At 62.6% G+C, this 11,610-nt stretch carries 9 protein-coding genes; 2 read left to right on the top strand and 7 right to left on the bottom strand.

All coding sequences use genetic code 11. The annotated features are described in order from the left end of the window. Positions 1–187 precede the first annotated feature (187 nt). The gene (locus IF803_RS02350; protein WP_028344675.1) at positions 188–1,675 is read right to left on the bottom strand and encodes a DHA2 family efflux MFS transporter permease subunit; all 1,488 of its coding nucleotides are present in this window, start codon (positions 1,673–1,675) and stop codon (positions 188–190) included. A 139-nt stretch (positions 1,676–1,814) separates the two neighbouring features. Here IF803_RS02350 and IF803_RS02345 point away from each other — a divergent pair, with 139 nt between their 5' ends. Next, entirely contained in the window at positions 1,815–2,066 is a 252-nt protein-coding gene (locus tag IF803_RS02345; RefSeq protein ID WP_461191139.1) for a hypothetical protein, read from the top strand. Between the two features lie 182 nt (positions 2,067–2,248). After that, positions 2,249–3,739 carry an IMP dehydrogenase gene (gene guaB, locus IF803_RS02340; protein ID WP_028344677.1) on the top strand — a complete coding sequence of 497 codons (1,491 nt, stop codon included), beginning with the start codon at positions 2,249–2,251 and terminating at the stop codon, positions 3,737–3,739. A 178-nt stretch (positions 3,740–3,917) separates the two neighbouring features. On the opposite strand, the gene IF803_RS02335 is transcribed toward guaB, so the two are convergent. The 6 genes from IF803_RS02335 to IF803_RS02310 form a co-directional block, all read right to left on the bottom strand. Next, complete coding sequence (locus tag IF803_RS02335; RefSeq protein ID WP_461191138.1) at positions 3,918–4,760, bottom strand: ABC transporter ATP-binding protein; 843 nt, start codon at positions 4,758–4,760, stop codon at positions 3,918–3,920. A gap of 75 nt (positions 4,761–4,835) precedes the next feature. After that, positions 4,836–6,179, bottom strand: coding sequence for an ABC transporter substrate-binding protein (locus IF803_RS02330; RefSeq protein WP_461191137.1), 1,344 nt, complete (start codon positions 6,177–6,179; stop codon positions 4,836–4,838). A gap of 79 nt (positions 6,180–6,258) precedes the next feature. Next, positions 6,259–7,386: a branched-chain amino acid ABC transporter permease gene (locus tag IF803_RS02325; protein WP_028344680.1), complete on the bottom strand. Its 1,128-nt coding sequence runs from the start codon at positions 7,384–7,386 to the stop codon at positions 6,259–6,261. A gap of 15 nt (positions 7,387–7,401) precedes the next feature. After that, a complete protein-coding gene (locus tag IF803_RS02320; protein ID WP_080687025.1) occupies positions 7,402–8,331 on the bottom strand; it encodes a branched-chain amino acid ABC transporter permease in 930 nt (309 codons plus the stop codon). A gap of 9 nt (positions 8,332–8,340) precedes the next feature. Then, positions 8,341–9,126, bottom strand: coding sequence for an ABC transporter ATP-binding protein (locus tag IF803_RS02315; protein WP_461191136.1), 786 nt, complete (start codon positions 9,124–9,126; stop codon positions 8,341–8,343). Beyond that, a complete protein-coding gene (locus tag IF803_RS02310; RefSeq protein WP_461191135.1) occupies positions 9,123–11,093 on the bottom strand; it encodes an AMP-binding protein in 1,971 nt (656 codons plus the stop codon). The genes IF803_RS02315 and IF803_RS02310 overlap by 4 nt, the downstream gene beginning before the upstream one ends. Positions 11,094–11,610: the final 517 nt, after the last annotated feature.

Below are 11,610 nucleotides of genomic sequence, written 5' to 3'. Positions count from 1 at the left end.
CGATCTGCACGGTCTGCGGAGCAGCGTTGGAATCGTGGCTGGAAGCGACCCACGTTCCCACATACGAACTTATCGAACGTCCGGATCGAGGACAGCCAGGCGGAATGACCGGCCACCCCTGATGGCCTGGTCGTGACCTGACGACGGCTCGCGGTGTCCGTGCCTCGGGAACGGCTCGTTCGATCGACTAGCCGAGCCGCTGATCGCGCGCGTTCTGGGTGTCCTCGGTGGCGACCTTGACGGCTTCGGTCGCGGCGCGCTTCTCGGCGCCCTTGCGGCTCGAGATGTCGATCGCCTTGCGGCCGGCGATCTCGTTGCCGGCCTCAGCCGGCATCTGCCAGAAGAACCAGGCCGAAGCCGCCGAGATCAGCGAGACCACGATGAAGGCCGGCGCAAACACGTCGGCCGAGAGCTCGGTCTGGTGATGCAGCGCCAGCGTGGTTTCAACCGAGAACGCGCCGACTGCGACGCCGGCGGACACCGCGAGCTGCTGGTTGACGCTGACGAGGGTGGTGGCCCGGCTCATCTGCGGCGCCTCGACCTCGGCATAGGCCACGGTGTTGATCGCGGTGAACTGCAGCGAGCGGAAGAAGCCGCCGACCACCAGGATGGTGAAGATCAGCATCAGCGGCGTCGAGATCGTGAACAGGGCGCAGGCGGCGAGGAAGGCCGAACTGACCACCGCGTTGACGGTCATCATGTTGCGGAAGCCGAAGGCGCGGATGATGCGCGCCGCCAGCGTCTTCATGCCCATGGCGCCGACCGCCGACGCAAAGGTGACGAGACCGGACTGGAACGGCGACAGGCCGAAGCCGACCTGCATCAACAGCGGCAGCAGGAACGGCAGCGCGCCGATGCCGAGCCGGAACATGAAGCCGCCGACGATCGACGCGCGCATGGTCGGCAGCCGCAGCAAGCCGAAATCGAGCACCGGCGAACCGGTCCGCCGCGCGTGGATGACGTAAAGCGTCATCGATACCGTGCCGACCCCGACCAGCGCGGCGACGATCGGCCACGGCAGCAAATTAAGCCCGGCCACCGACAGCCCGAAGGCGATGCCGGCGAGGCCGATCCCGGCCAGCACCAGTCCCACGAGATCGAAGCGCTCGGGATCCTCGCTCTTGATCGGGTCGATGTATTTCAGCGCCAGGAAGATGCCGAGCAGCCCGATCGGGATGTTGATCAGGAAGATCCAGTGCCAGGAGAAATAGGTGGTGATGAAGCCGCCGAGCGGCGGCCCGATCACCGGGCCGATCAGCGCCGGGACCGTCACCCAGGCCATCGCGTTGACCAGCGCGCTCTTGTCGACCGAGCGCAGCAGCACCAGCCGCCCGACCGGGGTCATCATCGCCCCGCCGAGGCCCTGCAGGATGCGGGCGAACACGAAATCGGTCACCGAGGACGACAGCGCGCAGCCGATCGAGCCCAGCATGAACACGCCGACGGCGCCGGCAAACACGATGCGGGCGCCGAAGCGGTCCGCGGTCCAGCCGCTCGCCGGGATGAACACCGCGAGCGACAGCAGGTAGGAGGTGATCGCCAGTTTCAGCGTCAGCGGGCTGGTGCCGATATCGGCGGCGATCGCGGGCAGCGAGGTCGCGATCACCGTGGAGTCCATGTTCTCCATAAACAGGGCGGTGGCCACGATGAGCGGGATCAGGCGTTGCTTGTTCATCAAAATAGGACAGCTGTGCTGAAAAGGCGGGCGAGCGGGCCATATCATCCTGCTCTCGGCCACGCTATTGCGGAACCGGCCAAACGCCCTAAATCCTGCGTGACGCTGGTATGCATCCGCCCGTGTCCAAAGGTTCGCCGTGATCTACGTCCTTGCCGCTCTCCTGCCGCCGATCGGACTGCTCCTGAACGGACAGCCGTTTTCGGCCATCTTTAATCTGGTCCTGATCGTGTTTTGCGCGGTTTTCGGGCTGTTTTTCCACGTGTTGCTGCTGGCGCCGTCGGCCCATGCCGTGATCGCGGTCCACATGAAGCGCGAGGACCGGCGCCATCGCGAAATGGTCGAGGCGATCCGCCGCCATGGGCCGCCGCCGGGTTACCGGGCGCCCTGAACCGGCCCCTAAAAAGGCCTGTGCATGGCTGGCAAACACTTTGATTCGTCATCCCGCCATGCTATCGACCAGCGTCAACCCCACCGATGGGCGCCGATTCGACGGTGACGCAGCGAGCGTCGCCGCAGGCGGCGTTCATCCGTAAGACCATCGCGGCTGGGCCGCAGATAAAGGAGTTGGCAATGGCCACGGGATTTCCGGCTATCCGCGAAGCCTTCACGTTCGACGATGTGCTGCTGAAGCCCGGTTTGTCCGACGTGCTTCCCTCGGAAGTCGATATTCGCTCGCGCGTCACCCGCGCAATCTCGCTCAACATCCCGATCATGGCGTCCGCGATGGACACCGTCACCGAGGCGCGGATGGCGATCGCGATGGCGCAGGCCGGCGGTCTCGGCGTCATCCACCGCAACTTCGATCCGGAAGGCCAGGCCGCGCAGGTGCGGCAGGTCAAGAAGTTCGAGTCCGGCATGGTGGTCAATCCGCTGACCATCGGCCCCGACGCCACGCTGGCCGACGCGCTGACCTTGATGAAGGAGAACGGCATCTCGGGCATTCCGGTCGTCACCGGTGCCGCCAAGAACGTGCCGGGCAAGCTGGTCGGCATCCTGACCAACCGCGACGTGCGCTTCGCCAGCGATCCCCGGCAGAAGGTCTCGGAGCTGATGACGCACGAGAACCTCGTCACGGTGCGCGAGGGCGTCGGCCAGGACGAGGCGAAGCGGATGCTGCACAAGCATCGCATCGAGAAGCTGCTCGTCGTCGACGACCAGTATCGCTGTGTCGGCCTGATCACCGTGAAGGACATCGAGAAGGCGGTTGCCCATCCGCTCGCCTGCAAGGACGAGCACGGCCGCCTGCGGGTCGCCGCCGCCACCACGGTCGGCGAGACCGGCTATGAACGCACCGAGCGGCTGATCGATGCCGGCGTCGACGTCGTCGTGGTCGACACCGCGCACGGGCACTCGCGCCATGTGCTCAACGCCGTCAACCGCATCAAGCGGCTCTCCAACGCCGTGCAGGTGGTGGCCGGCAACGTCGCGACCGAGGGCGGCGCGCAGGCGCTGATCGATGCCGGCGCCGACTGCATCAAGGTCGGCATCGGCCCGGGCTCGATCTGCACCACGCGCATCGTCGCCGGCGTCGGCGTGCCGCAGCTCACCGCGATCATGGACGCGGTGGCCGCGGCGAAGAAGGCCGACGTGCCCGTGATCGCCGACGGCGGCATCAAATATTCCGGCGACCTCGCCAAGGCGCTCGCTGCCGGTGCCGACATCGCCATGGTCGGCTCGCTGCTCGCTGGCACCGACGAGACGCCGGGCGAAGTCTTCCTGTGGCAGGGCCGCTCCTACAAGGCCTATCGCGGCATGGGCTCGGTCGGCGCGATGGCGCGCGGCTCGGCCGACCGCTACTTCCAGCAGGACATCAAGGACACGCTGAAGCTGGTCCCTGAAGGCATCGAGGGCCAGGTGCCGTACAAGGGTCCGGTCGGCAATGTGATGCACCAGCTCGCCGGCGGCCTGCGCGCCGCGATGGGCTATGTCGGCGCCAAGGACATCAAGGATTTCCACGACAAGGCCGAATTCGTCCGCATCACCGGCGCCGGCCTGCGCGAGAGCCACGTCCACGACGTCACCATCACGCGCGAAGCCCCGAACTATCCGGGCGGGGTGTAAGCCCAAGCACCGTCACTCCGGGGCGGTCCGACGGACCGAACCCGGAGGCTCGGGATTCCGGGATGCCATTATCTGCTAGAGCGTTTTCGAGCGAAGTGGACACCGGTTCGCGTGAAGAAAACGCGTCAAAACAAGAATCTAGAGCTTCGGTTCTGATTCAATCAGAACCGAAAATGCTCTAGGCGAGCCAGCGCTTGCGTCGCTTGTAGTGCTTCACATCGCGGTATGATTTTCGCTTCTCTCCGGCGACGCCAAGATAGAACTCCTTGACGTCCTCATTTGCGGCGAGCGCGTGCGCTTCGCCGTCCATCACCACGCGGCCGTTTTCGAGGATGTAGCCGTGGCTCGCATATCTGAGCGCCATATTGGTGTTCTGCTCGGCGAGAAGAAACGATACGCCTTCCCTGGCGTGGAGATCCTTCACGATCTCGAAGATCTCTTCGACGATCTGCGGCGCGAGGCCCATCGATGGTTCGTCGAGCAGGATCAACTTCGGGCGCGACATCAGCGCGCGGCCAATCACGCACATCTGCTGTTCGCCGCCCGACGTATAGCCGGCGGTGGAATTGCGTCGCTCTTTGAGGCGGGGGAAATAAGCGTAGACACGTTCAAGGTCCTGCGCGATCGCGAGCTTGCCGTCCGTCCGCGTAAAGGCGCCGGTCAGGATGTTCTCCTCGACCGTCAGATGAGGGAAGGCACGCCGACCCTCCATCACCTGGATACAGCCGCGTCGCACCACCTCGTTTGGCGACAGGGACTTCACCTCGACGCCGTTGAACAGGATCGAGCCCTTGGTGACCTCGCCGCGCTCTGCGTGCAGCAGATTGGAGACCGCCTTCAGCGTCGTCGTCTTGCCGGCGCCGTTGGCGCCGAGAAGCGCAACAATGCCGCCTCGCGGGACCTCCAGCGAGACGCCCTTCAGCACGAGAATGACGTGATCGTAGACAACCTCGATATTGTTGACCGACAGGATCAGAGCTGCCGCGTCCGTCGCAGCGGTGACGACCTTGGCGATTGACATGCGCAGACCTCCAAACCGAGCAGGGGCTGGGATCCGGGGGCAGGCGATCCTGCCTCCCGGATCACTCGCACGGGGTCAGGTTTCTTTCGCGCAGTCGCGCGGCTTGATCTTCTTCTCCGCGGCATACTTCGCGGACACATCGGCGACGAGCGGCTCGATGAGCGATTCGTCAGCCGTGTACCAGTCGGAGATCACTTTCCAACCCTTGCCATCCCATTGCTGGACGCGCCCGTAGCGCGCGCCTTCGTGGTCGGAGCAGGAAATGCTGACCGGCTTCAACATTCCCTCAAAGCCGAGCTCCTTGATTCGTGCATCTGTGAGTATCAGGTTCTCAAGCCCCCAACGGACCTGCTCGCCCGTCAGCGGTTGCTTGCCGAATTTTTCTTGCGCCTTGCGGATCGCCTCTACGCCGAGCATGGCATTCGTGATGCCGCGGTTGTAGAGGACTTCGCCGATCTTGCCAGGTTCTGTCGAACCCTTTCCCTTGGCGTAGACGTACTTCTCTATGTCGGCGTGCGCGGGGAATTTCCCTGCACCATGCTGAAGCATCAACGATTTGTAACCGCTGGCTTGGTCGCCGGCCGGCGTCACATCCGGCTCCGCGCCTGACCACCAAACACCGATCATCTTGTCGCGCGGATAGGCGACGGCGGCCGCCTCCTTGATTGCCGTGCTGTTCATGACGCCCCAGCCCCAGACCAGGACATAGTCCGGCCGATGCTGGCGGATCGCCAGCCACTGCGACTTCTGTTCGACGCCGGGATGCGTGACGGGAATCGGCGTGAACTCAAAGCCGTACTTCTGCGCCAGCACCTGCAGCATCGGAATTGGTTCTTTGCCATAGGGGCTGTCATGGTACAGCAGCGAAATCTTCTTGCCCTTCAGCTTGTCGAAGCCGCCGAGTTCCTTGGCGACGTGCTGGATGGCGATATCGGCCGCGGACCAATAAGTGCCGAGCAATGGAAAATTATATGCGAACACCGCGCCGTTCTTGGAATCGGCACGGCCATACCCCATCGTAATGATCGGGATCTTGTCAGCCGCGGTCTTTTCGGTGAGTGCGAAGGTGATCCCGGTCGACAGCGGATTGATGAAGGCCGCGCCGGTTGGTCCTTTGCTCTTGAGACGCTCGTAACACTCGACTCCCTTGTCGGTCGCGTAACCCGTCTCGCATTCCTCGATCATGATCTTGACGCCGTTGATGCCGCCGTCACGTTCATTGATCAGGTTGTAATAGTCTACCACGCCGTTTGCGTAGGGCGCGCCGTTCACAGCGTACGGTCCGGTCCGGTAAGACAGAATTGGGATGAACTGTTCGTTTTGCGCTGCGGCCGGTGCGCTAAGCGCCGCGCCGGCCAAGGCGGTCGCGAGTATCAGTAACCTGCGTGCAATACTTGCCATATTGATGTCCTCCTTCATAAAGCGCTGTTTCCCGTCTTCCTTCCTCTTCGTTGTCGGCGGCCGCCATCCGCATTGCGATCAAGGCACGATCGCTCCCTCAATACGGAAACGGCCAAAGTCTGAGCTTCTCCTTGCCGATCGAGATCAGCCGGGCGAAGCCATGGGGTTCCTTGATGAGCAGATAGCAGATCAAGGACCCGAAGATGATGAACTGGAGATGAGTGATCGTTTGCGTCGACAGTGGCAGGCCAAGCTTGGTCGGAATCACATTCAGCATGATCGGCACGATGAGGATGAAAGCTGCTCCGATGAACGAACCCATGATCGAGCCGAGCCCGCCGATGATGACCATGAACAGAAGCTCAAGCGAGCGGTCGATCGAGAACGCAAGCGGCTCCCATGAACCGAGGTAGACGAACGCCCAGAGCGCACCCGCCACCCCGATGATGAACGAAGAGACCGCGAAAGCCGTTAGTTTGGCATAGAGCGGCCTGATGCCGATCAGCTCGGCGGCGATATCCATGTCGCGGATCGCCATCCACTGCCTGCCGAGATTGCCGCGCACGAGATTTTTCGCCAACACCGCCATCACGGTCACGAAGAGCAGGCACAGCAGGTAACGCTCGACCGGCGAGCGAACGACCATACCGAAGAAATCCAGTTCCGGCGCATTCACTGATCCCGACGGGGCGTAGTTGGTGAACCACGGGATCCGCAGGAACGCCCAATCGAAGAAGAATTGCGCGGCGAGCGTTGCGACCGCCAGGTAGAGACCCTTGATCCGCAGACTGGGAATGCCGAACAGGATTCCGGCACCCGCCGCCATGAACCCGCCAAGCAGAATGGATGCCAGCACGGGCAACGGTGGGATCGCGATCGCGAAGCCAAGCCAGGCAAGCGGGATATGAACGCCGGTCGCCAGCTTGTAGGCGGAATAGGCGCCGATGGCCATGAACGCGCCGCTGCCGAGCGAGATCTGGCCGCAATAGCCGACGAGAATGTTTGTCCCGATGGCGGCGAGCGCCAGGATGAGGAAGGGAAGCAGGATGGCCCACAACAGATAGTCGGTGCCGAACGGCCAGATCCGGAAGGTGGCCAGCAGCGGCACGCCAATGAAAGCAATTCCGAGCAAGACAGCGAGGGCAATACGATCCTGCCGGATCGGGAAGATCGCCATATCCTCCGCATAGGTCGCCTTGAACTGGCCGGCTTCGCGATAGAGCACGATGACCTCCTTGCCTCAGACGCGTTCGATGATGCGTTCGCCGAACAGGCCCTGCGGCCGCAAGAGCAGCACCGCCAACGCCAGCACGTAGGCAAACCAATATTCGATGCCGCCGCCGATGGATGGCCCGAGGTATACCTCTGCGAGCTTCTCACCCGCCCCGACAATGAGCCCGCCGACGATCGCTCCGGGAATCGAGGTGAGGCCGCCGATGATCAGGACCGGCAAAGCCTTCAGCGCGAGAAACGTGATGGAGAACTGCACGCCAAGCTTGGTCCCCCACACGGTCGCCGCGACGAGCGCAACGAGGCCGGCAACGAGCCAGACCACGAACCAAATCCAACTGATTGGAATCCCGATCGAGTGCGCGGCTAAATGGTCGTCGGCCACGGCTCTGAGCGCGCGACCGGTCTTGGTACGCTGAAAGAAGACCGCGAGGCCGGCGACCAGGACGCCCGCGATCAATGCGCCCCAGACATCCAGCTTGTTGACCAGAATCCCGCCCGGGAACAGGCCGTCAAACAAGAACCAGGCGTCGGTCGGAAACAGCCGCAACGGGTAGACATCCGATCCGAAGATCATCTCCGCGGCGCCCTCGATGACGAATGTCACGCCGATCGTCGACATGAACAGCGTCAAGCCGTCCTGATTGACCAGAGGTCCGATCACGAACCGCTCGATCAGCCAGGCGGTTGCCGCCATGATCACGGCGGCAAAGCCGATAGCGAGGATGACCGCGACCCAAAGGGGAAGGCCGTTGGCGACCAGGAGGTCGAGGGCGCGAACCAGCGCCAATCCCGCGAGCAACACCATTGCTCCCTGCGCGTAGTTGAATACGCCGGATGCCTTGAAGATCAGCACGAAGCCGAGCGCGACCAGCGAATAGAGCACGCCGGACATCAATCCGCCGATAAGGACCTCGAGAAACTGACCCAGTGCGATCATGGACGCACCTCAATGCGCGACGCCAAGATATGCGTCGATCACGGCTTGACTTCTCTTCACTTCATCAGGCGTGCCGTCGGCGATCTTCACGCCGTGATCAAGCACCGCTACGCGGTCCGACAGATCCATGACCACGGCCATGTCGTGCTCGATCAGGGCAATGGTCGTGCCGTAATGGTTGTTCACATCGATGATGAACCGCGACATGTCTTCCTTCTCCTCCAGGTTCATGCCTGCCATCGGCTCGTCGAGGAGCAGAAGGTCGGGCTCCATCGCCAGGGCGCGACCGAGTTCGACACGCTTCTGCAAGCCGTATGGCAGACGCCCGACCGGTACCTTGCGGATTGTCTCGATCTCCAGGAAGTCGATGATCTCCTCGACCTTGCGCCGATGCTCGATCTCCTCTGTGAGGGCAGGGCCATAGCGCAGCAGCTGCCACAACAGCCCCCGGCGCACCTTCAAGGTGCGGCCTGCCATGATGTTGTCGAGCGCGCTCATCCCCTTGAACAGGGCGACATTCTGAAAGGTGCGCGCGATGCCGCCGCGCGCCGCCTCGAAGGGCTGCATTTTGGACCGGGTGCTTCCCTTGAAGGTGATGGCGCCATGGTTGGGATGATAGAAACCGTTGACGACGTTCAGCATTGAGGTTTTGCCGGCGCCGTTGGGGCCGATGATGGCGCGAATTTCGCCTTTTTTGACGTTGAACGAGACGTCCCGCAGCGCCTTGACGCCGCCGAAGGCCAGTGCCACGCCCTCGACCTGCAGCAGGATTTCGTTGGCGTTTGGCGCTCTCATGCTGCTCTTCCCAGCGATTCTGCCGGACCGATGATTTGCATGTCGCGAATCTTGACCCGTGCCGCGATCGTGCCCTTCCGGCCATCCTCAAACGTCACTTCCGTGGAAATGTCGGCGTCATGCGCTCCGTTGTAGAGTGCCGTGACCAACGACGCATAGCGTTCGGCAATGAAGCGACGGCGCACTTTCTGCGTGCGGGTCAGCTCGCCGTCATCCGCGTCGAGCTCCTTGTGCAGAATGAGGAAGCGGCGAATCTGGGCGCCCGCAAGCACCGTTTCCCCGGCCAGGGAGCGGTTCACCGCAGCAACGTCCTTGGCGACCATGTCGTAGACCAGCGGATGCCCGGCAAGCTCCTGATAGGACCCGTAGGCGACGTTGTTGCGTTCCGCCCAATTCGCGACCGCGACCGGGTCGATGTTGAGCATGGCGCATACGAACTCTCTCGAGTCACCGAACGTGATCGCTTCCTTAATATTGGGATAGAACTTCAGCTTGTTCTCAAGGTACTTGGGAGCAAACATCGTGCCGTCAGCCAATCGACCGACGTCCTTCGCACGATCGATGATCTTCAGATGCCCGGTCTTCTCGTCGAAAAAGCCCGCATCGCCGGTCCTGACATATCCATCGGACGTCATCGCTTCCGCGGTCTTTGCCTGATCCTTGAAATATCCGAGGAACATGCCGGGCGAGCGAAACTGCACTTCGCCCGATTCCGCGATGCGGATGTCGACGTTGGGCGCCGGCGGACCAACCGTATCCGAATAGATCTCGCCATCGGGCTGACACGTTACATAGAGGAACGCTTCGGTTTGGCCGTAGAGCTGTTTCAGGTTCAGTCCGATCGCGCGGTAGAACGCGAACAGATCCGGACCGATAGCTTCACCTCCGGTGTATGCAACGCGTACCTGAGACAGGCCAAGAACGTTCTTGAGAGGCTCGTAGACCAGCCAGCGCCCGAGCGCATAGAGCAATCGGCCTGACAGCGGCACCGGACGTCCCGTCAAGACTTGCTCGCCATACCGCCGCGCGACGTCCAGAAAGTAGCTGAACAATCGCCGCTTGATCGGCGCTGCGTCCTCCATCCGGACCATCAGCCGCGTCAGCATGGCCTCGAAACCGCGTGGCGGGGCCAGGTAGAAGGTTGGTCCTATCTCATGACGATCCTGCTCGATTGTGTTGCTGCTCTCCGGGCACGCCATGCAGAATCCGGCCACCATGCCTTGGGCATAGCTGACGTAATGATCGCCCGCCCAAGCCAGCGGCAGATAGGCCAGCACCACGTCCTTGTCGGTCAACTTGTCGAACCGCGTCGTGTCGGTTGCAGCATCGATGCAGCCTCGCGCCGACAGCATGACGCCCTTGGGCGCGCCGGTCGTTCCCGAGGTATAGAGGATGACCGCGATGTCCGAACCGTTGCCGGCCCGAATGGAATCATCGATCCGTTCGCCAAGCGCGGGATCGGCTGCAAGCGCGGCGCGGCCGTCATTGATGATATCGCCGATTGCGATCAGTCGACCGTGGTCGTAGCCGTCGATTCCGCGCGGTTCGTCGTAGATAATCCTGTTCAGTTGCGGCAGTCGGTCGGACACCGACAGGACCTTGTCGACCTGCTCCTGGTCCTGCGCAGCGACCAGCGTCGCCTCGGCGTGAGCGAGAACAAAAGCAAGCTCATCAGCCACTGCATCGGAGTAGACTGGAACGGGGATTGCGCGCAGCGTCTGCGCTGCCATCATGGTCCAGTAAAGCTTGGGCCGATTGGAGCCGACGACCGCGATTGTCTCGCCTGGTCGCAAGCCAAGCCGATGCAAGCCGGCAGCGTAGCTACGTATGATTTCGGCAACCTCAGCCCAGGTCCAGCTCTGCCAGATACCAAGATCCTTGTGCCGGAACGCTGGCCGCGTGCCAAATTGTGCCGTGTTTCGCAGCAGCAATTTGGGAAACGTGTCATACGATCCGCCGCCGGCCATGTCGGTCTCGATCCAAAAACCGAAGCGTTGGTTCGCTCCTGTTATGGTGATGCCTGCTCCATTTTTGGGTAGCAGACATGCGAGTGCCGCATGAGCCGAGATTACAGCGAATCGCAAGTCCGACAAGGGCCAGATTGATGGATCGCGTTTTTGCCGCGGGCGCGCGCGGCAGAGATAGGTCTACCGGCTGCCAATTCGCCGAAGGTGAATCCGGTCGCCACCAGACGGACATTGCGGCGCGAAGACGCTGGTCGGTTCTCAAGAGGTAACCCCAATGCTTCCGGGAGCCTCACGTCCGTCGGGCGGTCCCGGGAAGCGGACCGGAGTCCTGCGCCACCCAGGTGTCGAGGGCGACCGGAAACCGATTGCCGATTTGCTGCGCGGCCGCCCTCGTTGCGACCCATGGAGGGCCGCCTGACCGCTTTGCCGGATGGCGAGGTCGGATGAGGCGACTTGACTATGGTCGCTTCGTTTGCCGGTGGCGCGCCGTGACAAACTGCCGCCACAAGGGGGCCCT

The organism is Bradyrhizobium sp. UFLA06-06, from assembly GCF_054820065.1.
The sequence above is the reverse complement of the archived record's forward strand: the minus strand, read 5'-3'. Positions and strand labels throughout refer to the sequence as shown.

Coding starts and splice junctions, on each gene's coding strand:
- IF803_RS02320 (WP_080687025.1), bottom strand. CDS start 8,331: ATGATCGCACTGGGTCAGTTTCTCGAGGTCCTTATCGGCGGATTGATG.
- IF803_RS02350 (WP_028344675.1), bottom strand. CDS start 1,675: ATGAACAAGCAACGCCTGATCCCGCTCATCGTGGCCACCGCCCTGTTT.
- IF803_RS02330 (WP_461191137.1), bottom strand. CDS start 6,179: ATGAAGGAGGACATCAATATGGCAAGTATTGCACGCAGGTTACTGATA.
- IF803_RS02310 (WP_461191135.1), bottom strand. CDS start 11,093: ATGGCCGGCGGCGGATCGTATGACACGTTTCCCAAATTGCTGCTGCGA.
- IF803_RS02315 (WP_461191136.1), bottom strand. CDS start 9,126: ATGAGAGCGCCAAACGCCAACGAAATCCTGCTGCAGGTCGAGGGCGTG.
- IF803_RS02335 (WP_461191138.1), bottom strand. CDS start 4,760: ATGTCAATCGCCAAGGTCGTCACCGCTGCGACGGACGCGGCAGCTCTG.
- guaB (WP_028344677.1), top strand. CDS start 2,249: ATGGCCACGGGATTTCCGGCTATCCGCGAAGCCTTCACGTTCGACGAT.